At 66.7% G+C, this 23,383-nt stretch carries 22 protein-coding genes and 6 tRNA genes; 18 read left to right on the top strand and 10 right to left on the bottom strand.

The annotated features are described in order from the left end of the window. Positions 1-30 precede the first annotated feature (30 nt). The 6 genes from rpe to NG698_RS08400 all read right to left on the bottom strand — a co-directional run bounded on the left by rpe (position 31) and on the right by NG698_RS08400 (position 4,986). Positions 31-711 carry a ribulose-phosphate 3-epimerase gene (rpe, locus tag NG698_RS08425; RefSeq protein WP_252600235.1) on the bottom strand — a complete coding sequence of 227 codons (681 nt, stop codon included), beginning with the start codon at positions 709-711 and terminating at the stop codon, positions 31-33. Between the two features lie 18 nt (positions 712-729). Next, positions 730-2,319, bottom strand: coding sequence for an RsmB/NOP family class I SAM-dependent RNA methyltransferase (locus NG698_RS08420; protein WP_252600209.1), 1,590 nt, complete (start codon positions 2,317-2,319; stop codon positions 730-732). Then, positions 2,316-3,236 carry a methionyl-tRNA formyltransferase gene (gene fmt, locus NG698_RS08415; RefSeq protein WP_252609178.1) on the bottom strand — a complete coding sequence of 307 codons (921 nt, stop codon included), beginning with the start codon at positions 3,234-3,236 and terminating at the stop codon, positions 2,316-2,318. Before fmt ends, NG698_RS08420 begins: the two co-directional genes overlap by 4 nt. Next, positions 3,233-3,841 (bottom strand): peptide deformylase, encoded by a 609-nt coding sequence (gene def, locus NG698_RS08410; protein WP_252609177.1) that lies wholly within the window; start codon positions 3,839-3,841, stop codon positions 3,233-3,235. Before def ends, fmt begins: the two co-directional genes overlap by 4 nt. 120 nt (positions 3,842-3,961) lie before the next feature. Continuing rightward, positions 3,962-4,822 carry a cytochrome gene (locus NG698_RS08405; RefSeq protein WP_252609176.1) on the bottom strand — a complete coding sequence of 287 codons (861 nt, stop codon included), beginning with the start codon at positions 4,820-4,822 and terminating at the stop codon, positions 3,962-3,964. A 92-nt stretch (positions 4,823-4,914) separates the two neighbouring features. After that, positions 4,915-4,986, bottom strand: a tRNA-Val gene (locus tag NG698_RS08400). A gap of 228 nt (positions 4,987-5,214) precedes the next feature. On the opposite strand from NG698_RS08400, the gene NG698_RS08395 reads away from it, so the two are divergent. From NG698_RS08395 to NG698_RS08370, 6 genes are all read left to right on the top strand, one after another. Then, positions 5,215-5,287, top strand: a tRNA-Gly gene (locus tag NG698_RS08395). Positions 5,288-5,334: 47 nt separating this feature from the next. Continuing rightward, positions 5,335-5,405 (top strand) — tRNA-Cys (locus NG698_RS08390). Positions 5,406-5,488: 83 nt separating this feature from the next. After that, a tRNA-Val gene (locus tag NG698_RS08385) sits at positions 5,489-5,563 on the top strand. Between the two features lie 58 nt (positions 5,564-5,621). Next, a tRNA-Gly gene (locus NG698_RS08380) sits at positions 5,622-5,694 on the top strand. Positions 5,695-5,738: 44 nt separating this feature from the next. Further along, a tRNA-Val gene (locus NG698_RS08375) sits at positions 5,739-5,810 on the top strand. Between the two features lie 155 nt (positions 5,811-5,965). After that, complete coding sequence (locus NG698_RS08370; RefSeq protein WP_141140172.1) at positions 5,966-6,223, top strand: antitoxin; 258 nt, start codon at positions 5,966-5,968, stop codon at positions 6,221-6,223. 113 nt (positions 6,224-6,336) lie between these two features. Here the strand turns inward: NG698_RS08370 and zapE are convergent, their stop codons facing one another. After that, on the bottom strand, positions 6,337-7,374 hold the full coding sequence (gene zapE / locus NG698_RS08365; protein WP_252600205.1) for a cell division protein ZapE: 1,038 nt from the start codon (positions 7,372-7,374) through the stop codon (positions 6,337-6,339). Between the two features lie 214 nt (positions 7,375-7,588). Here zapE and NG698_RS08360 point away from each other — a divergent pair, with 214 nt between their 5' ends. Genes NG698_RS08360 through ybaK form a run of 3 tightly spaced genes read left to right on the top strand, consistent with a single transcriptional unit; the run spans position 7,589 to position 9,502 of the window. Further along, on the top strand, positions 7,589-8,500 hold the full coding sequence (locus NG698_RS08360; RefSeq protein ID WP_252600204.1) for a sulfurtransferase: 912 nt from the start codon (positions 7,589-7,591) through the stop codon (positions 8,498-8,500). 10 nt (positions 8,501-8,510) lie between these two features. Beyond that, the gene (locus NG698_RS08355) at positions 8,511-8,972 is read left to right on the top strand and encodes a SufE family protein (RefSeq protein WP_252600203.1); all 462 of its coding nucleotides are present in this window, start codon (positions 8,511-8,513) and stop codon (positions 8,970-8,972) included. A 32-nt stretch (positions 8,973-9,004) separates the two neighbouring features. Continuing rightward, positions 9,005-9,502: a Cys-tRNA(Pro) deacylase gene (ybaK, locus tag NG698_RS08350; RefSeq protein WP_252609175.1), complete on the top strand. Its 498-nt coding sequence runs from the start codon at positions 9,005-9,007 to the stop codon at positions 9,500-9,502. On the opposite strand, the gene NG698_RS08345 is transcribed toward ybaK, so the two are convergent. After that, positions 9,499-10,701, bottom strand: a complete 1,203-nt coding sequence (locus NG698_RS08345) for an alpha/beta hydrolase family protein (protein WP_252600234.1) — start codon at positions 10,699-10,701, stop codon at positions 9,499-9,501. The genes ybaK and NG698_RS08345 overlap by 4 nt on opposite strands. A 219-nt stretch (positions 10,702-10,920) precedes the next feature. Here NG698_RS08345 and NG698_RS08340 point away from each other — a divergent pair, with 219 nt between their 5' ends. The 9 genes from NG698_RS08340 to NG698_RS08300 all read left to right on the top strand — a co-directional run bounded on the left by NG698_RS08340 (position 10,921) and on the right by NG698_RS08300 (position 21,114). Further along, on the top strand, positions 10,921-11,412 hold the full coding sequence (locus NG698_RS08340; protein ID WP_252600201.1) for a hypothetical protein: 492 nt from the start codon (positions 10,921-10,923) through the stop codon (positions 11,410-11,412). Between the two features lie 14 nt (positions 11,413-11,426). Further along, entirely contained in the window at positions 11,427-11,936 is a 510-nt protein-coding gene (gene msrB / locus NG698_RS08335; RefSeq protein WP_252600200.1) for a peptide-methionine (R)-S-oxide reductase MsrB, read from the top strand. 154 nt (positions 11,937-12,090) lie between these two features. Beyond that, positions 12,091-13,458, top strand: a complete 1,368-nt coding sequence (locus NG698_RS08330) for a DUF6421 family protein (protein ID WP_252609174.1) — start codon at positions 12,091-12,093, stop codon at positions 13,456-13,458. After that, positions 13,455-14,219 (top strand): SDR family oxidoreductase, encoded by a 765-nt coding sequence (locus NG698_RS08325; protein WP_252600198.1) that lies wholly within the window; start codon positions 13,455-13,457, stop codon positions 14,217-14,219. The genes NG698_RS08330 and NG698_RS08325 overlap by 4 nt, the downstream gene beginning before the upstream one ends. A 75-nt stretch (positions 14,220-14,294) precedes the next feature. Beyond that, a complete protein-coding gene (locus tag NG698_RS08320; RefSeq protein WP_252609204.1) occupies positions 14,295-15,410 on the top strand; it encodes a threonine aldolase family protein in 1,116 nt (371 codons plus the stop codon). A gap of 61 nt (positions 15,411-15,471) precedes the next feature. Further along, positions 15,472-16,122 carry a DUF3000 domain-containing protein gene (locus NG698_RS08315; protein WP_252600197.1) on the top strand — a complete coding sequence of 217 codons (651 nt, stop codon included), beginning with the start codon at positions 15,472-15,474 and terminating at the stop codon, positions 16,120-16,122. A gap of 31 nt (positions 16,123-16,153) precedes the next feature. Next, positions 16,154-17,482, top strand: a complete 1,329-nt coding sequence (locus NG698_RS08310; RefSeq protein WP_252600196.1) for an HRDC domain-containing protein — start codon at positions 16,154-16,156, stop codon at positions 17,480-17,482. Between the two features lie 120 nt (positions 17,483-17,602). Continuing rightward, the gene (locus tag NG698_RS08305; RefSeq protein ID WP_252609173.1) at positions 17,603-18,901 is read left to right on the top strand and encodes a thiolase family protein; all 1,299 of its coding nucleotides are present in this window, start codon (positions 17,603-17,605) and stop codon (positions 18,899-18,901) included. Further along, positions 18,898-21,114 (top strand): 3-hydroxyacyl-CoA dehydrogenase NAD-binding domain-containing protein, encoded by a 2,217-nt coding sequence (locus NG698_RS08300; protein ID WP_252600194.1) that lies wholly within the window; start codon positions 18,898-18,900, stop codon positions 21,112-21,114. The genes NG698_RS08305 and NG698_RS08300 overlap by 4 nt, the downstream gene beginning before the upstream one ends. Here the strand turns inward: NG698_RS08300 and NG698_RS08295 are convergent. Both NG698_RS08295 and NG698_RS08290 read right to left on the bottom strand, forming a co-directional pair. After that, positions 21,100-22,554, bottom strand: a complete 1,455-nt coding sequence (locus NG698_RS08295) for an ABC transporter ATP-binding protein (protein WP_308293022.1) — start codon at positions 22,552-22,554, stop codon at positions 21,100-21,102. The genes NG698_RS08300 and NG698_RS08295 overlap by 15 nt on opposite strands. Before the next feature lie 75 nt (positions 22,555-22,629). Then, positions 22,630-23,376 (bottom strand): energy-coupling factor transporter transmembrane component T, encoded by a 747-nt coding sequence (locus NG698_RS08290; protein ID WP_252609171.1) that lies wholly within the window; start codon positions 23,374-23,376, stop codon positions 22,630-22,632. Positions 23,377-23,383: the final 7 nt, after the last annotated feature.

Here is a 23,383-nt window from a genome sequence, read left to right as displayed (position 1 = left end):
TATTGTGCCATAACCACAAGGTGGCCCAGACTATTCCGCGGACGCAGCACGTAACTTTATGCTGCCGGCTTCGCGGAGCCGTCCAATGGCTGCAGCCGGGTCCTCCGCGCCGTAAACAGCCGAACCCGCCACAAAGACGTTCGCGCCTGCTTCGGCCGCCCGCAAAATGGTTTCCTCGGTAATGCCGCCGTCCACCTGGAGAGCGACATTGATTCCGGAGCCGTCAATGGCTGCCCGTGCCCTGCGGATCTTGGGCAGGGTGAAGTCCAGGAACGCCTGGCCACCGAACCCCGGCTCCACAGTCATGATCAGGAGCATGTCCAGTTCCTCAAGCATGTCCAGGTATGGTTCCACGGCCGTCGCAGGGCGCAGCGCCATGCCGGCCTTGGAGCCCCGGGCCCGCAGTTCGCGGGCCAGTTTGACCGGTGCAATGGAGGCCTCGGCGTGGAAGGTCACGGATGCCAGGCCCGCGTCGGCGAACCCCGGCGCCCAGCGGTCGGCGTCGGAGATCATCAGGTGGGCGTCCAGCGGTACCGGGCTGACCGCCTGGATCCGCTGGACCACGGGCAAGCCCAAGGTGAGGTTGGGGACAAAGTGGTTGTCCATCACGTCCACGTGCACGGCGTCAGCGTTGCTGATGCGCTGCAGTTCGGCTTCGAGGTTGACGAAGTCGGCGGACAGGATGCTGGGGTTGATGCAGCACTGCGGCATGGGGGAACCTTTCACGGGTCAGGCTTTCTTCCGGATGAGGGCCAGGAACATGGCATCGGTGCTGTGGATGTGCGGCCAGAGTTGCGCCGTGGAATCGTGGCCTGCGCCCAGGTTCCCGGTCAGGCTCACGCTGTCCAGCACGGCACCGGCGTCCAGCAGCTCCAGGTCATCCCGCTTCCGGAGGGCATCGCTGACCACTGCCGTGGTTTCGGCCGGGTGGGGTGAACAGGTGACATAGGCAACCACTCCGCCGGGGCGGACGGCGTCCAGCGCCGATTTCAGCAGGGCGCGCTGCAGCGGCCCCAGGTCCGCGAGGTCCTTGGGGGTGCGGCGCCAGCGGGACTCCGGCCTGCGGCGCAGGGCACCCAGCCCGCTGCAGGGGACGTCCACCAGGACACGGTCAAAGGACTCCGGCTGCTCAGTGCCCACGTCGCGGCCGTCGCCGGTCCGGACGCGCCAGACGTCCCGGGGCACGGCGGACAGGGCCTGGCTGACGAGTTTGGCACGGTGCGGGGCCGGTTCATTCGCGAGCAGCGTGGCACCCTGGGCGTTGGCCAGCGCGCCCAGCAGGGCCGCCTTGCCACCGGGGCCGGCGCACAGGTCCAGCCAGGTTTCGTTCCTGCGTTCTGCTCCAGTGCCGTCGGTGGGATCGAGGTCCACTGCCGCCATGGCGCGGGCCACCAGCTGGGAGCCGACATCCTGGACGCGCGTACTGCCTTCCCGTATGGAGGCGAGGCGGCCCAGGTCTCCGCCGCTGGAGAGCGCCGAGCCTTCAACGAGTTCACCGGGGGTCGCCCCGCCCTCCAGGGCTTCATCCAGGCTGCCCAGGCCGGGCAAGGCCACCAGGTTGACCACCGGAGCTTCGTTATCGGCTTCCAGCAGGTCGTTGATTTCGGTGGCTGACCGCCCGTGGGCCACCAAGGACTGGCGCATGGCCCGGACAATCCATTCGGGGTGGGCGTAGCGGAGGGACGCGATGGTGGTTTCGTCGCTTTCACCGGCGACGAGGACCTCAAGCCATTCCTCCAGCGTGTGCGCCGTGACCTTCCGCAGCACCGCATTGATCAGGGCGGAGGGGCCGGCACCGATGACGGCGCGGGCCAGGCCAACGGTCTGGTCCAGGGCGGCGTGGGCCGGGACACGCATGGCCAGCAGCTGATGGGTGCCGATCCGCAGGGCGTCGAGAATGGCAGGGTCAAGCTGGTCCAGCGGCCGGTCAACGCAGCGGGCCAGGATGGCATCGTACGTGCCCTGGCCACGCAGGGCCCCGTAGCTGAGCTCGGTGGCGAAGCCGGCGTCGCGCTTGTCCAGGCCGTGATGGCGGATGCGGGACGGGAGCACCAGGTTGGCGTAGGCGTCCTCGGCGGCTACCGCGCGCAGGACTTCAAAAGCCACCAGCCGCGCGGGGTCCGCCCGGCGGGTCCGCTGCGCAGGAGCGTTTTCGGTGAAGCTCCGCTGGGAGGGGCGGTTGCGTTCGTGGCCCTGGGCGTTGCGCTGGCTGGAATCCCGCGGCCCGCCCTTGCCCCGTCCGCTGTTGCCGCGTCCGCCGCCCGGGGCGCCGCTTCCGCTGCCGCCCGTGCCGCCTGCATTACCGCCGGATTCGCTCATTCGAAGACCACGCTTTCCAGTGTTGCCATGCCACGCGCCCAATCGGCGGCGGCCATCATCTTTTTGCCCGAAGGCTGGATCCTCGTCAGCTCCACGGCGTGGGATCCGGTGCCCACCAGGACGCTCTTCCCGTCGAGGAATACTGCGCCGGGTTGCAGGTCAGTGTCACTTGGCCGGAGCCGGACAGGTTCGAGTTTGACGCGCTGTCCGTCCAGGGTGGTCCAGGCGCCGGGCTCGGGAGTCACGCCGCGGGCGCGCCTGCCGATCGCCAGGGCGGGCTGCTTCCAGTCGAGCCGGCCGTCATCGATGGTCAGCTTGGGGGCCAGTGAAACGTCGCCGACCTGCGGCTGTGCAGCTGCCCTCCCGGCTTCCACGGCGGACAGCGTCTGGGCAAGGAGCACGGCCCCGCTGCGGGACAGCCGCTCCAGCAGCGCTCCGGCGGTGTCCTCCGGGCCAACGCCCTCGCTCAGCGTTCCGAAGACCGGGCCGGTGTCCAGCCCTTCTTCCAACAGGAAAGTGACTGCCCCGGTGACGTCGTCGCCGGCCATCACGGACCGCTGCACGGGGGCAGCGCCACGCCATGCGGGCAGCAGGGAAAAGTGCAGGTTGATCCAACCATGCGGGGGAACATCAAGGGCGGGGCGCGGAATCAGGCCGCCGTAGGCCACGATGGCGGCCACGTCCGGCTTGGCCGCGGCGATTTTCGCCGTCACGGCCTCGTCCACGCGGGTGGCGTGGATGATGTTGATTCCCAGCTCGGCGGCGCGGGCTGCAACGGGCGACGGCGTCAGCACCCGTTTGCGCCCTATCGGCGCGTCGGGACGGGTCAGGACGGCAACGATCTCAAAGCCGGCCCCAACGAGGGCATCAAGGGACGGGACGGCCACGGCGGGGGTGCCGGCAAAAAGTACCCTCATGTGGTGGCGCCGCCGCCGAAGCTGGCCCCACCAGAGCTCGCGCCTCCAACGCTCGAGCCCCCGAAACTGGACCCGACCGTCTTGGCTCGCTTCGTCGTCGTGCGTTCCGTGATGGCGTCATAGTTGGCATTGCGGATGGAACGCAGGGCCGTTTTCCGGTCCTCGCCTTCCAGCCTGTCGGTGTAGAGGATGCCGTCCAGGTGGTCCGTCTCGTGCTGGAAGCAACGGGCCAGCAGGCCTTCCCCCTCCACCGCGACAGGATTCCCATTCAGGTCAACACCGGTGGCGCGTGTGGCGCGGAAGCGGCGGACCGGGAACGCCAGGCCCGGAACGGACAGGCAACCCTCAACCTGGTCCGCCTGGAAGTCCTCGCTGTTTTCCAGGACCGGATTGATGATGTGGCCCTCCACGCCGTCAATCCGGTAGGTGACGACCCGCTGGCTGACGCCAATCTGGGGGGCCGCGAGGCCGGCGCCATCCACGTCCTCCATGGTTTCCGTCATGTCCGCAACCAGCTTGGCGAGCTCAGGACCGAATTCCGTCACGGGATCAGCCACTGTGCGGAGCACAGGATCACCGATGATGCGGATATTCAGAATGGCCATGTGCTGTCTTTCCTCACGGTGGGCGTTATGGCGAACCTGTCCAGTTTAGGTGCAGGGGCACCGGTCCCGGGACTGGGCAGCCGGACTCCAGGCATGCGAAGTTCCGGCACGCGTGCTCCGCTAGGTGCTGCGGGCCTGCACGGAGACGGGCGGAGCCACCGGAAGAAGCGCAGACCCGGCGGCGAGCGTATCGGCGGACAGTTCCCAGACCCGGCGCAGGGCGCAGAACTTCCACCAGTGGTGCTTGAGGACGTCGGGGTTGGCGCGGACCGGACGGACTTCCGTCTCGCCAATGGCCACAGCCAGCAGCAGCGGGGCCTCGCCGTACTTCCAGGGCTCCCATTCCCCTGCCACGGCATCCACCAGGCTTTCTTCGGCCTTCATGCCGGCCACCAGTTGCATGACCACCTTGTCATCCAGCGGCTTGACGGTGCCATCCCGTGTGGTGCCCTTGGTCTTGTAATCAATGACGCAGATCCGGCCGTTGATTTTGGCCACGAGGTCCAGCGTCCCGGCGTAGCCCACTGACTTGTTCCAGACGGTAATTTCCGGTGCGATGGGCTCTACGCTGTAGAGGTCCCACCACTCATCGAACCGCAGGGCAAAGCCTTCCTCTCCGTTGGCCGCCAATGCCTCGCGGGTTTCCTTCATGGCGTGGGGCCGGCCCAGGGCGCGGAGTGCAACCTGCTCGCAGTAATTATGGACGCGGTCGCCGCGTCTGGCGGCCTCGTCGCGATACAGTTCTGCTGCTTTTGAGGCCCGGTTGACGGCCTGACGGATTTTCGCCGGGCTGCCCAGGCAATCGGCAAGCAACGGATCCTTCGCCAGGCTGCTGGCGCCCATGTAACCGAACCAGCCGTCCAGGCCGTGCGGCTGCTGGCCAATGACGGTGGTGATTGACGGAACGGAGAACTGTTCGGAGGTGGACCGCGCATACATGCGGCCGTATTCCGTGGCGTGGGCAAGGAGTGGATCAGTCATACAAAGACTCTTTCACAAGGGGCTGACAGAATGGCGGGCACAAAAAAGGTCCGTTTCCGCTCGGCTGAGCGGAAACGGACCAGATTCCTCGGTGGGCGATACTGGGTTCGAACCAGTGACCTCTTCGGTGTGAACGAAGCGCGCTACCACTGCGCCAATCGCCCCGATGCCTTTGAATGCTAGCCGACCGGGCGGGGTTTATGGAAATCGAGACGGGACGCCGCTCGAATTACACGCCTGTAATTAGAAAAATCCCCTAGATTGCAGGGATCCAGGGGCATTGCCGCCGTTGAAGCACGTTCGATTTGGAGATTCCCTGAACCTCCTATAGAGTTCTTACTCGTTGGAACGCGAGGAAATGCCCGAAACGGCACGGATTCAGCGGCCCAAATGCGGACGTAGCTCAGCTGGTAGAGCACCACCTTGCCAAGGTGGATGTCGCGAGTTCGAATCTCGTCGTCCGCTCGCAGGACACTGTCACGGCTAAGGTTTTTCGGAATCGGAGCTTACACGGTGGGTTGGCCGAGAGGCGAGGCAGCGGCCTGCAAAGCCGTTCACACGGGTTCGAATCCCGTACCCACCTCGGTGAAAANGCCGTTCACACGGGTTCGAATCCCGTACCCACCTCGGTGAAAACCATGGATTCCGGTTCACGCCGGACGAAATGGGCGATTGGCGCAGCGGTAGCGCGCTTCCCTGACACGGAAGAGGTCACTGGTTCGATCCCAGTATCGCCCACCAAGCAAGGAAACTTGCTTCATGCAGTACTTCTGGCCACCGGCCAGGGTGTACTTCATACGCGGACGTAGCTCAGCTGGTAGAGCACCACCTTGCCAAGGTGGATGTCGCGAGTTCGAATCTCGTCGTCCGCTCTCTACCCCAGTAATAAATCCGAAATGGCCGGCCTTCCGGTTCCGGGCGATTGGCGCAGCGGTAGCGCGCTTCCCTGACACGGAAGAGGTCACTGGTTCGATCCCAGTATCGCCCACACACACAGCAGCTCCCCGTGAGCTGCTTTTTTATTGCCCGGATACGCCGCACGGACTTTACAACATTTGTCACAGCACCTTGGCACGCCCGGCAGACAGGGCTAGGATCGGTTGCGGAGGAGCGAACTGGCTCCGCGATTGAAGGGAGGTGCTCGTGGGACTGATTGACGATCTTAAGGGCAAGGCTCAGGGTCTCATCCGCGGCAACGAGCAGGCCATCAAGGACGGCATCACGAAAGCCGGCGATTTCGTCGACTCAAAGACTGGCGGTAAGTACACCGGTCACGTGGACAAAGTCCAGGAGGGCGCTTCCAAGCTCGTTGACAAGAACGACGGAACACCCGGCGTAGCGCCTGCCACCGAGCAGACTCCGCCAGTCAACCCGGTTCCGCCGGTTGATAAGGCTCCGTAACAAGGATTTGGCCAGGGCACTGCCCTAGCACGTCAAGGGGGCGCGGGTCCCGCCGGGAGGTGGCACCCGCGCCTTTGGCGTTTAACTGATGGTCCGGCTTCCCCGGCCGATGCCTAGGACGGCTCGTGGTTCTGGCCCTCGCGGGCGAGTGCAGTCAGGCGGGACACCGCACGGAAGTACTTCTTGGTGTACCCGCCGTGCATCATCTCGTCCGTGAAGAGCTTGTCGAAGGGGACGCCGCTGGCCAGGATGGGCACATCCTTGTCGTACAGGCGGTCCGCCAACACAACGAAGCGAAGCGCCACGGCCTGTTCGGTGATGGTCTCCACGTTGCGCCACACAACGCCGTCGATGCCGTCGATGAGCTGCCGGTAGCGGCTCGGGTGGACACCGGCCAGGTGGCCGATCAGTGAACTGAATTCGTCCTCTGCCACGGTCTTGCCGTCGAACTCGGCCTTCATCTGTGCGGCGAGCTGGCTGTTCTTCAGCGGTGCCGGGGCGGCGGGCAGCCCACGGTGGCGGAAGTCCTCGCCGTCGATCCTGATGACGTCGAACTGGTCCGCCAGGACCTGGATTTCACGGGCAAAGTCGACGGCGGCAAAGCGGCCGTCGCCCAGCGAACCCGGCAGCGTGTTGGACGTGGCAGCCAGCTTGACGCCGGCGTCGGCCAGTTCACGCATCAAACGGGACATCAGCACGGTGTCACCCGGATCATCCAGCTCAAATTCGTCGATGCACACCAGCTTGTAGTGGCTCAGTGCCTCAACAGTTTTGCGGAAGGAAAGGGCGCCCACGAGGTTGGTGTATTCCACAAACGTGCCGAAGGCCTTGGGGCCCGGGGCGGCATGCCACAGCGAGGCCAACAGGTGGGTTTTGCCGACGCCGAATCCTCCGTCGAGGTAGATCCCCGCCCTGGTAGCGACCTTCTTGGTGAAGAACTTCTTGAACAGGCCATCGCCGTCGCCGGCTCCAACTCCCCCGGCGAACCCTTCCAGCCCCTTGACCGCCGCCGCCTGGGACGGCTGGTTCGGGTCCGGCCGGTAGCTGGCAAAGGAGACCTGGCCGAACCGTGCGGACGGATAGAAACCCTTGAGGAGCTCATCCACCGAAACCGCCGGAGTGCGGGCGGCAAGCTGTTCGATCTGTACCAAGGTGGTCCGTTCTGCTGGTGGGTTGTCCCCAGAAAGAATACCGGCAATGGCACTGGCCTCCCCCGCGATGGCGCCGGCAAGGGCCCCGGCGTGACGAAGGCCATATTTCCCACTGTTAACAAAGAGGCGGACAGGGCGGCCGGCCGTGGCTAGTGTGGGAGGCAGGTTTTCCTTCTACAGCATCCGCCGTGTGTCTCAGTGAAAGGCCATCACCATGTCCTACGCAGTTGAACAGAACGAGAAGTTCGCCGCCTACGCCAGCCCGGAGCGCCTGGTGTCCACCGAATGGCTCGCAGCCGCCCTCCAAAGCGGCGCCTTGGCGGACGGAAACCTTGTCGTGGTCGAATCCGACGAGGACGTCCTCCTCTACGAGACCGGCCATATCCCCGGATCAGTCAAGATCGACTGGCACACGGACCTCAACGATGACGTGACCCGCGATTACGTGGGCGGCGAGGCGTTTGCCGCCCTGGCCGCCGCCAAGGGCATCTCGCGCGACACCACCGTGGTCATCTATGGCGACAAGTCCAACTGGTGGGCCGCCTATGCGCTCTGGGTCTTTACGCTGTTCGGCCACGAGGATGTCCGGCTGCTCGACGGCGGCCGGGACAAGTGGATCGCCGAAGGCCGCGACCTGACCACGGAGCGGACCTCCCCGACGCCCGGCGACTACCCGGTGGTGGAGCGCAACGACGCCCCCATCCGCGCGTTCAAGGAAGATGTGCTGGCACACTTCGGCAAGCCGCTCATTGACGTCCGCTCCCCCGAGGAATACACCGGCCAGCGGACCCACATGCCGGCCTACCCGGAGGAAGGAGCGCTCCGCGGCGGCCACATTCCCACGGCAGCATCCATCCCCTGGGCGCGCGCCGCTGCGCCGGACGGAACGTACCGCAGCCGGGAAGAGCTCGAGGCCCTCTACCTGGGCGAGGCCGGGCTGACCGCCGGCGATGACGTGGTGGCCTACTGCCGCATCGGCGAGCGTTCCAGCCACACCTGGTTCGCGCTCAAGTACCTGCTGGGCTTTGACACTGTCCGGAACTACGACGGCTCCTGGACCGAGTGGGGCAACGCCGTCCGTGTTCCCATCGCCAAGGGCACGGAACGCGGCACGGTCCCGGCGTAAACTGGAACAGATGACTACACATGACCTGCCCGCCGCATTGGCGGAAATCGTCGATGACTTCCAGGCCCTGACCGAACCCGATCGGCTTCAGCTGCTGCTTGAGTTCTCGCGCGAACTGCCGGAGTTGCCTGACCGGCTGAAGGACCACCCCGAGCTCCTGGAGCAGGTGGTGGAATGCCAGTCGCCGCTGTTCCTGACGATTGAAACGGAAAAGAACGACGCCGGCCCGGCCGACGCCGTTCGGCTCTACTTCAAGGCGCCACCGGAAGCCCCCACCACGCGGGGTTTCGCTGGCGTGCTCCACGAGGGGCTCGACGGACTCAGCGCCGCTGAAATCCTGGCGGTGCCGGACGATATGCCGGAGCTGCTGGGCCTGACGCGGGCCATCACGCCACTGCGGATGCGTGGCATGACCGCCATGCTGGGACGGATCAAACGCAAGGTCGCCGCTACGTCCCGGCTTGCGTCCTGATCAGCTGACCTCCTAACAGGAAACTGAACGCTTTGGGACGCAAGAGTTCTTCAAACGGAACGCCGGCCACAGCCGCCCTGGCTGCTGCCGGCGTTCCGTTTGTGCTGCATCCGTATGCCCACGATCCTTCCGCGGCCAGCTACGGCACAGAAGCCGCCGAAGCCCTGGGCATCGCTCCGGAGTCGGTCTTCAAAACCCTCATGGTGGAAGTGGAAGGGCGGCTGGCCGTGGCGGTTGTGCCGGTCAGCGGAAGCCTTGACCTGAAGGCATTCGCGGCCGCCCTGGGCGCCAGGAAGGCTTCGATGGCAGACCCTGCGGCTGCTGAACGCCGCACCGGCTACGTCCTGGGCGGGATCTCGCCGTTTGGCCAGCGCCAGTCATCGCCCACGGTGGTGGACAGCAGCGCCCTCAATCTGGGGACGATGCTGGTTTCCGGTGGCAAACGCGGCCTGGACGTTGAGCTTGCACCGGCTGACCTCATCCGGCTGACGTCCGCGGTGACAGCCGCCATCGGCACGCGCACACTTTAGCGGTGCTGCCCTGGGTTGAGCCGCGGAGCCAACTGCGGCCGGAGCCACGCCTTGATCAGGTTCTCCCAGCGTTCGGGATCGACATTCCATTCCTTGGTGTGCCTGGCGTGGTTGAACGTTTCGAACGTGACCATGTCCGGATTCCGCTCCGCCAGAAGGGCGGAGGGTTCATAGGGAACGTACTCGTCATCAACGCTGTGGATGATCAGGGTGGGCGTCCGGACTTCCACGGCGCGCGCCACCCAGTCCATGGCTTTGAGGTCCACGGGTGCTGCCAGGCCGGTGAGCCTGCGGCCCACGGGGTGGCCCAGCATCAGTTGCCCGTAGCGGCCAACGAGGGACGGTATGCGGTTGATCTGCGCATGGTGGGCCAGCACATTGACCCAGTTGATGACGGGCGCGTCCAGGACCATGGCCCGGATCAGGTGACGGTTCGGCGAGAGATCGGCCGTCTGCAGGCAGATGGCGCCGCCCATGGACCAGCCGAAGAGAACAATTTCCTCGGCGCCGTTGGCCAGGGCGAACTCGATGGCGGCCTCTATGTCGTGCCATTCCGTGGATCCCAGGCCGTACCGGCCGTCCTCGGCCGATGGCGCCAACCCGTCGTTCCGGTACGAGACAAGCAGGCTGGTGAGCCCCAGTTCGAGGGCTGGGCTGACCGCCCGGAGAGCCTCCTGGCGGGTTGCCCCGCGGCCGTGAACCATGATTGCCCAGGTCCGGGACGTCCCGCCGGCCCGGACCAGCCACGCCGGTGCCGTGCCGCCGTCGACGTCGATCTGCACGTCCTCCGCCGCAAAGCCGGCGGTGGCGGGATCCGGGTAGAGCGCACCGCTCCACCATCCGCGGCGGGCCGTATCAAGATCGCCGGCATAGACGGCTTCCACTTCGCGCAGGACCGTGCCGTCCGCCGGCGAATAGGACACAATCCGCCCGATCCGGGCGTGCCCCTTCCCGCCGTCGAAAAACAACCCATAGACACCCTCCACCGTGGTCTCTGGAGTGGCTGTCAGGATGACCTGGCGGCCGCCCCCTTCCCGGAGCACGGCGAGGACTTCCTGGTCCGCCGTCCGCTGCCGGACGGGAGTGATCACACGCCGGGCAAAATAGAGCGCCAGCGCGGAGGAGCCGGTGGCCAGCAGGCCGGCAAGGGCCCCGCCGCCAATGACGCCGCCGAGCGCCCATTTGGCGCGCAGCGACATACGGCCGTCGGCCTGGGTCGGAACTGCCGCCGTCAACGTGGAGGTGCGCGTGGAAGGTGCCATGGAACCATTCTTACTGCCGCAGACGGGTTGACCATATTCCGTCCGGCACGTGGCATCGGAATTCTGCCGGCCCCGGGGACGCCGCGCTCATGACACCGCGTGCACCGTGCGGCCCAAATGGATGCAGGCGCCGGTGCGCACGACTAGGCTGATGCCATGAGCGATCCAATCGTCATCCTGACCGAAGAACCCCTGGGCGCGGACGACCGCGTCAACATAGAACGCCTGGTGGACGGGCAGGACACTCCCCTTGTCCTGCTGGTTCCAGGGAACACTGAACGGCATCTGCTGGTGGATTTCCTTGAGAATCTCTCCCTGCTGGACGTTGCTAAGGCGTTCCGCGAACTGACCGCCCACGCCCCGGACCCCACCGTTGAACGGGCCGAGGCTGCAGAGACACTGTCCGTCTCGCTTGCCGCCTTGGAGGGGCTGGGCGCAGGGGTAACGGGCGAGGTAGTGGACGGCGGGGCCGTTAAAGGCCTCGTTGCCAAGGTCAAGGAACTCGGCGCAGCCCAGGCAGTGGTGATCACCCGTCCCCACGCAGTTGCGGATACGTTCCACACGGACTGGGCCAACAAAGCCCAGGACCAGTTGGGGCTCCCCGTGCTCCACCTGTATGCCGGTTCGGGATTTATCGGCGACTCCTGAGCGTTGAGCTGACTATGAGCATCTTTGGTAAGAGCATCTTCGAGAACAAGGCCACGGATTCCGTCCCCGTTCCGGCTGCCGACGCCGTCGCTGCGGAACCCGCCTACCGGAAATCCGACGCCGAGTGGCGGCAGGAACTCACGCCGGAGGAGTACCACGTGTTGCGGCAGGCGGGTACGGAGCGCCCCTTCACCGGCGAGTACGTGGACACCCATACGGAGGGTGTCTACCAATGCCGTGCCTGTGGCACCGAGCTCTTCCGGAGCAACGAAAAATTCGACTCGCATTGTGGCTGGCCATCCTTCTGGGCACCGCTCGCCGAGGGCACCGTCCGTTACATCCACGACCGGACGCTCGGCATGAAGCGGGTGGAGGTACGGTGCGCGCACTGTGATTCACACCTGGGCCACGTATTTGAGGGTGAGGGCTACGGCACGCCCACGGACCAGCGCTTCTGCATCAATTCGGTGTCCCTGAAACTGGTGCCGCGCGGCGCTGCGGGGGAAGAATCCACGAAGTCCTGAGTCCGCCAGCCGTGGCTCCGCCTACATCTGGCGGAGCCGCGAGGCGCCTCGAGCCCGAGAGTATCTTATGCTCAGGCTCGATTTGAGTTAGAGACTCTGGTTGCTTGCTACGCTCGCCGTAGATGCCCCAAGCAATGAGAAAGGCAGTCACACCATGACCGTCACCGTGACCGTGGCCCCTACGAGGATCACCGCCGAAAATCCCGCCTGGCTCCGCCTCAGGAGCGCCGCCGAATCCCTGCAGGCACTGCAGGTCCAGGACGGCTCCGTGCCTGATGCCGGCCATCACGCCGAGGCAGCCCTGCAGGTTGCCGCCATCACGGAGTCGCTTGCCGAACTGGCACCGCTGTTCCCGCACGACGCGGCCTACCTTGACGCCGTCGTCGCTGATTTCCAGGCGTGGGCCACGGCTGGATTCGCCGTCCCGGACTTCCTCGCATCGCTGCTGGCGTTCCAGCCCCAGCTGCAGCGCCAGGACGGCCTGCAGCATGTTGTCATCTTCCCCATGTACACCCAGAACGGAAGCAGCAGCCGGCTCGTGGAGGCCGTACTGATCGAGGTCATCTGGCCCGATTTTGTGGCCGGCCTTGAGGCCGGGGACTATTCCAACAAGCTCTTTGTGCCCATCCGGTTCCTGGACTTCACCTGCGGCTACAACACCAACTCGGCGGTGCTGTTCCCCGAAACCGTGGCCGTCCGGGCGACACCCACGTTCACCTGGGGCGCTATTTTTGCGGACCGGGAAGCTGCCCGGTTCCGCCGGGTCCTGCGCGCGGCGGCAGACATCACCTCCCTGGACCTGCCCGCGGGCGCCGCGGAACTCCTGGCCGACCAGGAACTGACCGAGGCCACGTTTGTGATGTGGGACCTGATCCATGACCGGACCCACATGCGCGGGGACCTGCCCTTTGACCCGTTCATGATCAAGCAGCGGATGCCCTACTTCCTGTATTCGCTGGAAGAACTGCGCTGCGACCTCACAGCCTTCCGTGAATCCGTCCGGATCGAACAGGACGAAGACGCCGGGCCGGAAGCACGCCGGCACGCGAAACTGGTGCAGTACGCCATCATCTTCGACCGGATCTTCCGCTTCGCGATCACCGGCAACCGGGTGCGCAACTACGACGGGCTCGGCGGACAGTTGCTCTTCGCCTGGCTGCATCAGCACCACGTCCTGCACTGGACCGACAGCCGGCTCAGCATCGACTGGGACCAGGTGGCGGACGCGGTGATCGGCCTCGGCGCCTCGATCGACGAGCTCTACTGGCGTTCCATTGACCGGCCGAAGATGGCCCATTGGCTTGCCGCGTACCAGCTGATCTCCGCCACGGTTACGCCCAACCCCGCATCAGTCTGGGCCAAGGGCCCCGACGCGCTTCCCGTCGCCGGTCCGCCCCGCGGCCTCACCGACCAGGTGCTGGACGACGAATTTCCGCTGTCCATGTTCTACGAAGCCTTGGAGAAGAAAATGCGTCCAGTCATCGAATCCACCGCCGGCATCACCGCAGCGTCCGCGCTGTGAGCGAAACCGACGCACCGCCGGTGGCTCCTGTTCCGGACCATGCCCCCGGGCTGAACGTCCTGGTCACCGGCGGCAGCGGACCGTCCGGGATCGCGGTGGCCGGGGCCTTGCACCAGGCGGGGTTCCGGGTCTTCACGGTTGGCGCGGACAGGACGCGCATCGACGCTGCGGCGAGGCGGGCGGGCGAGGGCGTCACTCCCCTGGTATGCGATCTTGCGGATCTCGCCGACGTCCAGGCCCTCCGGAAGACCCTTCTGGCCGAAACCGCCGGGCGCGTGGACGGAGTCATCCACCTCGTCGGCGGCTGGCGCGGCGCCAAGGGCATCACGGACCAAAGTGACGCCGACTGGGACTTCCTGGAGCGCGGCGCCGTCACGACGCTCAGGAATGTGTCCCGGGTCTTTTACACCGACCTGGCCGCCGCCGGAACCGGAAGGTTTGCCGTGGTGTCCTCCACCGCGGTGGACAAGCCCACGGCGGCGACGGCCAGCTACGTGGCGGCGAAGGCCGCCGCCGAGACCTGGACCCTGGCGATGGCGGAGGGCCTGGCCCGCGGGGCTGCGGATGAGGGCACCGCCTTGCGCGGCGCCGCCGTCGTCCTGGTGGTGAAAGCTCTGGTGGACGCGGAACTCCGGAAGGCGCACCCGGAACGGACCTTCCCCGGCGCCACCGACGTTGAGGACCTGGCCGCCGCCGTCGTCGGGCTGTTCAGCCGCCCGGCAGCCGAACTGAACGGCCAGCGCCTGCTCCTGACCCCCTGACCGCAAATTCCGCTGACAGGCTGGCCCCGGACCGGCCGGACCCAACCTCCCTAGACTGAGAACGTGAGCAAAGCAATGACAACAACGGCAGATGCCGCCCCTCGGGTTGAAAATCCCGCCGCCCGGCTGCATGACGCGTCCGTCCGCGGTTTCGCGTCGGACAACTACTCGGGTGTTCACCCGGAGGTCCTGGCCGCCCTCGCGGCTGCCAACGAGGGCCACCAGGTGTCCTACGGCGAGGACGACTACACAACACGGCTGCAGGAGCTGATGGAGGAGCACTTCGGCACCGGCATCGAATGCTTCCCGGTGTTCAACGGCACCGGGGCCAACGTGCTTTCCCTGCAGTCGCTGCTCCCGCGCTGGGGGGCTGTGGTGTGCGCTTCGACGGCGCACATCAATATGGACGAAAACGGCGCTCCGGAACGGATTGGCGGGATCAAACTCCTGCATGTCCCCACCCAGGACGGCAAGCTGACGCCGGAGCTGATTGACCGCGAGGCGTGGGGCTGGGGCGATGAACACCGGGCACAGCCGCTGGCAGTGTCCATCACCCAGACCACCGAGCTTGGCACCTGCTACACCCCGGATGAGGTCCGGGCCATCGCCGATCATGCCCACGCCAAGGGCATGAAACTCCACATGGACGGCGCGCGGCTGGCCAACGCCGCCGCGCACCTAAACGTGCCGTTGCGGGCCTTCACCCGCGACGCCGGCGTGGACATCCTCTCCTTCGGCGGCACCAAAAACGGGCTGCTGTACGGCGAAGTGGTTGTGGCCCTGAACCCCGAAGCGGCCCACGGCCTGAAGTTCCTGCGCAAGATGAACATGCAGCTTGCCTCGAAAATGCGCTTCCTGTCGGCCCAGTTCATCGCCCTGTTGGAAGGCGACCTGTGGCTCCGTTCGGCGTCGCACGCCAACGCCATGGCCGCACGCCTCCGCGCCGCGGTGGACTCGATCGAGGGTGTGGAGCCCACGCAGAAGACGGAGTCCAACGGTGTGTTTGCCGTCCTGCCGGCTGGCATAGCTGACCGCCTGCGGGAGTCCTTCCGGTTCTACGACTGGGATGAAGCCGCCCGCGAGGTCCGCTGGATGTGCTCCTTCGACACCAGTGAGGATGATGTCGACGCCTTTGTGGCCGCGATCCGAAGGGAACTTGCGGCCCATCACGCGGGCAAGGAGGCCGGATAGCATGGGCCGGCCGACGGCGAGCCTGCACTGCCTCCCCCCTGCTGTTGCGTAATCTGCGAAGGTGAACGCACTAGCCCAGGTTCCCCCGGAATTTCTCCACGCCTTGGGAACCCTCAGGAAGGCCCAATGCCGCAGTGAACTGCGCCTGGCGGAAATTCCCGCCCCGGCGCGCCTGGCACCGTTCGCCGTGGCGCTCGGGGCCGAGGTCATGGCGCCCGGACCGGGCAGCGGCACCACACCGGTCCACGGGCCCGCCGCCATGGCCCTGGCCGCGGCGTCCGGCACCGAGGACGACGACGACACCGAGTTGGCCACGGGCCGCTTCATCCTGCTGCACGACCCGGAAGGCTCAGCAGTCTGGGACGGCGAATTCCGGATTGTCACCTACATTCGGGCCCAGCTTGAGCCCGAAATGGGCAATGACGAAATGCTGGGCACCGTCGCTTGGACCTGGCTCGTGGAGGCCCTGGAGAATCACAAGGCCCCCTACCGGGCGGCCGGCGGGACCGCCACCCGCGTCCTATCGGAGAGTTTTGGAACACTTTCCGACCGGCCCGGGTCGATCGATATCGAGCTGCGCGCTTCCTGGACTCCGGCGTCGTCGGACGTCACCGCCCATCTGGAAGCATGGTCAGACATGGTCTGTACGTTCGCCGGACTCCCCCCTCTGCCCGACGGCGTCACGGCCCTTCCGCGCCGGCGCCGGAACTAGGACTGCCCCGTGTCGGTAAACTGAAGGCATCATGACCCCTCATATTCCGGAAAACACCACGGCCGGCGCTCCGGCTGCTGATACCACTCCCCACATCACGGTGGAAGGCTTCGACAGCCAGGTCCCCGTAGTCATTGACCTCGACGCACCGCGCGACGGCGTGCCGCTGGTTATCGAAACGCAGTCCGGGCTGGAGCGGTGCGCGGCAGCCATCGCCGCCGGCACAGGGCCCGCAGGGGTTGATGCAGAACGGGCCTCAGGATTCCGGTACGGCCAGCGCGCGTTCCTGGTGCAGATCCGGCGCGAAGGCTCAGGTACCTGGCTGATCGATCCTGAACCGTTCGAGAACCTGTCCATCATCAACGATGCGCTCCAGGGGGTGGAATGGATCCTGCATGCAGCCAGCCAGGACCTGCCCTGCCTGCTGGAGCTGGGCATGTGGCCGGACAGGCTCTTCGATACGGAGCTCGCCGCACGGCTGGCCGGCCTGCCACGCGTTGGCCTGGCCGCCGTCATCGAACAGCTGCTCGGGTTTGGCCTGGCGAAGGAACATTCGGCCGCCGATTGGTCCACGCGGCCGCTGCCCGAGCCGTGGCTGCGCTACGCCGCCCTGGACGTGGAAGTCCTGACCGAGCTGCGCGAAGAACTCATCGAACTGCTGCAGGCCGACGGCAAGCTGGAATACGCCGAGCAGGAATTTGCCGCAATCCTTGCCGCCGGCGTCGCGCCTCCCCGGGTTGACCCCTGGCGCAAGACGTCGGGCCTGCACCAGATCCGCGACCGGCGCCAGCTGGCCGCGGTCCGCGAAATGTGGCTGGAGCGCGATTCCCTGGCGCAGAAGCGCGATGTGGCACCGGGACGGCTGATCCCAGATTCCGCCCTGGTGTCCGCCGCCAAGGCCATGCCGTCCACCGTTCCCCAGCTGCTCGGCACCAAGGGCTTCCATGGCCGTGCGGCTCAGCGTGAGGCACCCCGGTGGCTCCGGTGCATCGCCGCTGCCCGCGATCTTGAGGACCTTCCGCCGCTGCACCTGCCCACCAACGCACCGCCCCCGCCGCGGGTGTGGTCCGATCGGGACCCCGAGGCCGCCGCACGCCTGTCCACCGCCCGTCCGCTCCTGCAGGAGAAAGCGGAGGAACTGAACCTTCCCGTGGAGAATCTGCTGACGCCGGACTACCTGCGCCGCGTGGCGTGGCGTCCGCCGTCGGGCATAACCGAAGAAACAGTAGCCGCCGAGCTGCGCGCCCTCGGTGCCCGCGAATGGCAGATCGGCGTGGTGGCACCGCTTCTCACGGACGCGTTCCTCAACCCGCAACCTCTGCCGGCCAAGGAAACCAAGGCAACCGCAGCCACCGAGTAAACGCCCCTCACCGAGCCTTGCACACTATGTTACTGACGAGTAACATAGTGTGCACTGCCGTCCTGCCGAGTGCTGCCCTTTGGCCTCCGGACGGCGCCAACGTCTCGATGAGGAGTAAACGTGAGCCACCACGGAAGCAGCGGATCCCCGCGAACTGTCCGCGACGTCGTTTTTGTTGACGGCGTCCGCACACCCTTCGGCCGGGCCGGCGAGAAAGGCATCTACGCCGGAACCCGCGCCGATGACCTGATGGTGAAGTGCATCCGCGAACTTCTCCGCCGCAACCCCACCCTGCCCGCGGCCCGGATCGATGAAGTCGCTGTTGCCGCCACCACCCAGACCGGCGACCAGGGCCTGACCCTCGGCCGCACGGCCGCCCTCCTGGCAGGGCTCCCCCGCACTGTCCCCGGATTCGCCATCGACCGTATGTGCGCCGGCGCCATGACCGCGGTGACCACAACGGCGAGCGGCATCGGCTTCGGCGCCTACGACGTCGTCATCGCCGGCGGTGTGGAGCACATGGGCAACCACCCGATGGGCTCCGGCGCCGATCCGAACCCGCGCTTTATGTCCGAGCGGCTGGTTGACCCTGCCGCCCTGAACATGGGCAACACGGCCGAAAACCTGCACGACCGTTTTCCCGCCATCACCAAGGAACGCACAGACGCCTACGCGGTCGCCTCGCAGGACAAGCTCGCAGCCGCATACGCCCAGGGCCAGATCCAGCCTGACCTCGTTCCGGTCGCTACCCTGAAGCCGGGACAGGGCTGGACGGTGAACAGCGTTGATGAACCGCCCCGGCCGGGCACCACGCTCGAGGACCTGGCGGCCCTGCGGACTCCCTTCCGCGCCCAAGGCCGCGTGACGGCAGGCAACGCCGCCGGCCTGAACGACGGCGCCACGGCCGCCGTCCTGGCGTCCTCGGAAGCTGCCGCGGAACTGGGCCTGCCGGTCAAGATGCGGCTGGTCAGCTACGCCTACGCCGGCGTCGAACCGGAGGTCATGGGCATCGGCCCCGTGCCCGCCACCGAAAAAGCACTGAAGAACGCCGGCCTCAGCATTGAGGACATCGGACTCTTCGAGATCAATGAAGCCTTTGCCGTGCAGGTCCTGAGTTTCCTGGACCACTTCGGAATTTCCGACGACGACCCCCGCGTGAACCGGTACGGCGGCGCCATCGCAGTGGGCCACCCCCTCGCCTCCTCCGGGGTCAGGCTGATGAACCAGCTCGCGCGGCAGTTCGAAGAAGATCCCTCGGTCCGGTACGGGATCACCACCATGTGCATAGGCTTGGGCATGGGCGCCACCGTCATCTGGGAAAACCCGCGTCACTCGAAATACACAGATTACAGCGGCGCCGTCGCAGCAGTCGTCCAGGAAGCAAACTCAGTAGCCACCACCGAAGGAGCCGCAGCATGAGCGCCGCCGATTTCACCAAGCTTGCCGAGCTCTTCCCCGACGAAACCGTGACCCACTCGTACGTCCAGGACATCAAGCTGCCTGCCGCCCCCAGCCAGCAGAGCCCCGGAGTGTTCGTGCTGATCACCCTGGACAACGGCCTGGACCACTCCAAACCCACCACGCTGGGACCCAATACCCTGGTGGAGCTGGGCACCGTCCTGGAGGGCCTGAAGGAGCGTGCGGCACGCGGCGAGATCGTGGGTGTGGGCGTGACGGGCAAACCGTACTTCCTCGTGGCCGGCGCCGACCTGTCCGCGGTGAAGTCGCTGGAGAATCGCGATCATGGCCTGTGGATGGCCCAGCTCGGGCATGACGTTTATGCCACGCTGGCTAACCTCGGCGTTCCCAGCTTCGCGTTCATCAACGGCGTTGCCCTGGGCGGCGGCCTGGAGATCGCCCTGCAGTCCACCTACCGCACGGTGTCCACCGGCGCCGGCGCGCTGGCGCTTCCCGAGGCCTTCATCGGCCTGGTCCCCGGCTGGGGCGGCGTCTACATCCTGCCGCGCCTGATCGGACCCGAGAACGCGGTCAAGGTGATGATCGAGAACCCGCTCAGCAACAACCGGACGCTCAACGGGCCGCAGGCCTTCCAGCTCGGTATCGCCGACGCCCTGTTCGAACCGGCAGACTTCCTGGAACAGTCCCTCGCCTGGGCGGCCACCGTCATCACCGGCGAGGTGGTCCCGGCACGGGCCAACGCCGTGGATCCCGCTGATCCCGCCGTTGCCGGGCGCTGGTCCGCAGCAGTCGCCGCCGGCCGGACGTTCGTGGAGGCCAAGACCTCCAATGCCTCGCCTGCGCCGGCCAAGGTCCTGGACATCCTCGACGCCAACCGGACCATGTCCCAGGCCGAATCGGCCGCCTTCGAGTGCGAAACCCTCGCAGGTCTGATGCAGACAGACGAGTTCCGCGCTACGGTCTACGCGTTCCTGGATTTGGTCCAGAAGCGTTCCAAGCGGCCTGCGGGCGCACCGGACCGTAAGCTCGCCCGTCCGGTCACCAAGATCGGCGTCGTGGGGGCGGGCCTCATGGCCAGCCAGCTGGCCCTTTTGTTCGCCCGCCAGCTCAAGGTCCCCGTGGTGATGACGGACATCGACCAGGCCCGTGTGGACAAGGGCGTGGGCTACGTCCACGCCGAGGTGGACAGGCTCCTCGGCAAGAAACGGATCAGCCAGGACGCAGCCAACCGCACCAGGGCACTGGTCACGGGATCGGTCTCCAAGGAGGCCTTCGTGGACGCGGACTTTGTCATTGAGGCTGTCTTCGAAGAGCTGAACGTCAAGAAGCAGGTCTTCGCCGAGGTGGAGGCAATCGTCTCGCCGGAATGCATCCTCGCCACCAACACGTCCTCGCTGTCCGTCACGGCCATGGCCGAAGACCTCGCGCACCCGGAACGGCTGGTTGGCTTCCACTTCTTCAACCCGGTGGCCGTGATGCCGCTGCTCGAAATCGTGCGTGCACCCAAGACCGACGACGCCGTGCTGGCCACCGCTTTTGAGCTGGCCAAGGGCCTGAAGAAGACCGCGGTGCTGGTCAAGGATGCGCCGGCCTTTGTGGTCAACAGGATCCTGCTGCGGCTGATGGGCGAAGTGACGGCCGCGTTCGACGAAGGCACCCCTGCCGAGGTCGCCGACACGTCGCTGCGTCCCATGGGCCTGCCGATGACGCCGTTCACGCTGGGTGCCATGGTGGGCCTGCCGGTTGCCCAGCATGTCCAGGAGTCCCTCCACGCCGCTTTCGGAGACCGCTTCGCTGTGTCCACGAACCTGCAGAAACTGATCGAGAACGGCGTGAAATCGCTCTGGGCCCCGGCGGCCGACGGCTCCCAGGAGATCCCGGAGTCCACCCTGTCGCTGATGTCCTTCGGCACGTCACCGTCCACCGGGGACGACGTGCTGCGCCGTGTGCAGGACGCCCTCGCCGAGGAGATCGGGCTGATGCTGGATGAGGGCGTAGTGGCCGGTCCTGAAGACATCGACCTCTGCATGATCCTCGGCGCTGGCTGGCCGATGTTCCTGGGCGGCATCACGCCGTACCTGGACCGTGTTGGCGCCTCCGAACGGGTCAACGGCAGGCGCTTCCTGGCGCCGGGCGTCGCGTCGGGCCTGACGGGTCAGTCCTCCGAATCGGTCAGCCCGGATGCAGCCACCCCGGAATCAGTCCGCGGGTAGCAGGCGGCCGGCCTCGATCCGCACCAGCCGGTGCGCGATGGACCGGGCGTAGTCCAGATCGTGGGTGACCAGCACGACGGCGGCGCCCTCCGCCGTCGTGCTGCGCACCACCCGGTCCAGCGCGGCCAGCCCATGGCCGTCCAGGGAAACGGTCGGTTCGTCCAGGGCAAGGACTGGGGGACGCCGGGCAAGCACTGTGGCCAGTGCCAGAAGCCGCTGCTGGGACGCGGGCAGTTCGGCCGGGTGCCGCCCGGCAAGGTGCTCCAGGCCAACGGCGGCGAGGGCCTGCCGCACCGCCTGGTCAGCCGCCAGCTGCCCACGCTCGAGTCCGAAGCGGACTTCCCGTTCCACGGTCCGCTCAAACAGCTGGTCCCTGGGCTGCTGGAAAAGCAGCCCCACGTCACCGGACACCCGTCCCGCGGGCTGTCCGCCGATGTTCCGTCCCCTAACCAGTACGCTGCCTGCCGTGGGCTGGAGCAAGCCGTTGAGGTGCCTCAGGAGCGTGGACTTTCCGGCGCCGTTGGGACCTGTCACCGCCAGGATCTCGCCCGCGCTGACGGTCAGGCTGAGTCCGTGCAGGACCGGGTCAGCCGGCGGGCCCGGTTGTGCCCTGAACCAGCCTCTGCGCTGTGTCCCCCGGTATGTGAACGAGACGTCACGCAGCTCCAAAGCCGGCGGACCGTCGACGACGGGTGGAAAGCCGGCTTCTGCCAGCGGCCGGGGACCTGTATCTGGACGGGGGCGGACCACTCCCGCCAGTTCCAGCGCCCCGGCAGCCACGACTTCTGCCGGCGTGCCAGCCGCGGCCACGGTACCGCCGGCAAGGACCAGCCAGGTACCGGCGTTGTGCAGGAAGGCATCGGCCCGCTGGCTCAGGATCACGACGGCGGTGCCGTCCTGGACGAGTTTCCGCACCAGGGCAGCAAGGTCTTCGGCTCCGTCCGTGTCGAGGGAGGCGAAGGGTTCGTCCATGATGAGAACCGCGGGGCGGGCAATGACCGCGCAACCGATGGCCAGGCGGCGCAGCTGGCCACCGGAAAGCGTGGCAGGATCCCGGTTCAGCAGCCGGGTCAGGCCGGTCAGTGCTGCCGCGTGCCGGACGGCGCCGGCCATCGTCGCACGGTCAATCCCCGCGTTTTCCAGCCCGAACGCCAGCTCCTCGGCCACCGTGGCACGGACCGTGGACAGGGCGGCGGAGGGATCCTGCGGCACAAAGCCCACCTGGCGGCCCCAGCTCCCGGGATCGATCCGCGGATCGGCGGCTGTTCCGGTGAACCGGAGCCGCGTGCCAGCAAGCTCGAGAAAACCCGTGAGTGTCCCGCCGTCGCCGGGCAGCAACCAGCCGGCGAGCAGGCGTCCCAGCGTCGACTTGCCGCTGCCGGATCCGCCGAGCACGGCTGTCAGCGATCCCGCGGCGAAGGCCACGTCGAGGCCAGCCATAACCGGTTCCTGCTCGCCGGAGAAGACAAATTCTTCGATACCCGCTGCCAGGGCCGGAGGTGAGCCTTGCGCCACTTAAGAAGCACCCGCCGTCGGCTGCCAGAGGCGGGCGGCGATGGCCGCCACCGCCGCCAACACCAGCACGAGGCGAACCCACCGCTGGATCGGAGAATCCTGGACCGCCCGGTAACTGGTGTGTTGCCCGGCGCTGCCGAACCCGCGGGCCTGTAAGGCTGCCGCGCGGGTGCCGGCTTCCTCCACGAGGGACAGCACCAGGGGCACCGCCTGCCACCGGAACGCGCCTGCGCGCCCGACAATTCCAGGCCTGATCACCAGGCCACGCGCTTCCTGGGCCTGCCGGATGCGCCCCAGCCGTGAACTGATGGCCGGCAGCAGTGTCAGGGTGGAGGCGAGCACAAACGCGAACCGCGCGTGGACGCCGCGGGCGGACAGGGCAGCCACCAGGTCCGGGACACTTATGGTGAAGGAACATAGCAGCAGCACCAGCACCGCCGCGGAAAGCTGCGCAGCCCGCTCGAGGGCAAAATGAAGCCCTTCCACGGTGACCCGCGCAGGGCCCCACCGCACCAGGACCGTGGTGCCCTCCGGAAAAAAGAGTCCGTGCATGGCCAGCAGTGACAGGACCAGCGGAGCCAGGATGACCGCCACCGCCGGCAGCATCCGGCGGGCCACTCCCCCGGCTACCGACAAGCCCGCGGCCGCGGCGATCACGGTGAGGGACAGCGGCCAGCTGGCAGCCGCCGTCGTGATGACTGCAGTGCTGCCGGCAGCCGCCAGCGACGTCATGGGGTGCAGACGCATCAGGGGT

Origin of the sequence: Pseudarthrobacter raffinosi, from assembly GCF_023913735.1 — a bacterium.
Taxonomy (GTDB): Bacteria; Actinomycetota; Actinomycetes; order Actinomycetales; family Micrococcaceae; genus Arthrobacter; species Arthrobacter raffinosi.
The sequence above is the reverse complement of the archived record's forward strand: the minus strand, read 5'-3'. Positions and strand labels throughout refer to the sequence as shown.

Bases quoted from the DNA above. Each gene is read 5' to 3' on its own strand.
- rpe (WP_252600235.1), bottom strand. From the start codon at position 711: ATGCCGCAGTGCTGCATCAACCCCAGCATCCTGTCCGCCGACTTCGTC.
- NG698_RS08420 (WP_252600209.1), bottom strand. From the start codon at position 2,319: ATGAGCGAATCCGGCGGTAATGCAGGCGGCACGGGCGGCAGCGGAAGC.
- fmt (WP_252609178.1), bottom strand. From the start codon at position 3,236: ATGAGGGTACTTTTTGCCGGCACCCCCGCCGTGGCCGTCCCGTCCCTT.
- def (WP_252609177.1), bottom strand. From the start codon at position 3,841: ATGGCCATTCTGAATATCCGCATCATCGGTGATCCTGTGCTCCGCACA.
- NG698_RS08405 (WP_252609176.1), bottom strand. From the start codon at position 4,822: ATGACTGATCCACTCCTTGCCCACGCCACGGAATACGGCCGCATGTAT.
- NG698_RS08360 (WP_252600204.1), top strand. From the start codon at position 7,589: ATGTCCTACGCAGTTGAACAGAACGAGAAGTTCGCCGCCTACGCCAGC.
- NG698_RS08355 (WP_252600203.1), top strand. From the start codon at position 8,511: ATGACTACACATGACCTGCCCGCCGCATTGGCGGAAATCGTCGATGAC.
- NG698_RS08345 (WP_252600234.1), bottom strand. From the start codon at position 10,701: ATGTCGCTGCGCGCCAAATGGGCGCTCGGCGGCGTCATTGGCGGCGGG.
- NG698_RS08340 (WP_252600201.1), top strand. From the start codon at position 10,921: ATGAGCGATCCAATCGTCATCCTGACCGAAGAACCCCTGGGCGCGGAC.
- msrB (WP_252600200.1), top strand. From the start codon at position 11,427: ATGAGCATCTTTGGTAAGAGCATCTTCGAGAACAAGGCCACGGATTCC.
- NG698_RS08330 (WP_252609174.1), top strand. From the start codon at position 12,091: ATGACCGTCACCGTGACCGTGGCCCCTACGAGGATCACCGCCGAAAAT.
- NG698_RS08320 (WP_252609204.1), top strand. From the start codon at position 14,295: ATGACAACAACGGCAGATGCCGCCCCTCGGGTTGAAAATCCCGCCGCC.
- NG698_RS08310 (WP_252600196.1), top strand. From the start codon at position 16,154: ATGACCCCTCATATTCCGGAAAACACCACGGCCGGCGCTCCGGCTGCT.
- NG698_RS08300 (WP_252600194.1), top strand. From the start codon at position 18,898: ATGAGCGCCGCCGATTTCACCAAGCTTGCCGAGCTCTTCCCCGACGAA.
- NG698_RS08295 (WP_308293022.1), bottom strand. From the start codon at position 22,554: ATGGCTGGCCTCGACGTGGCCTTCGCCGCGGGATCGCTGACAGCCGTG.
- NG698_RS08290 (WP_252609171.1), bottom strand. From the start codon at position 23,376: ATGCGTCTGCACCCCATGACGTCGCTGGCGGCTGCCGGCAGCACTGCA.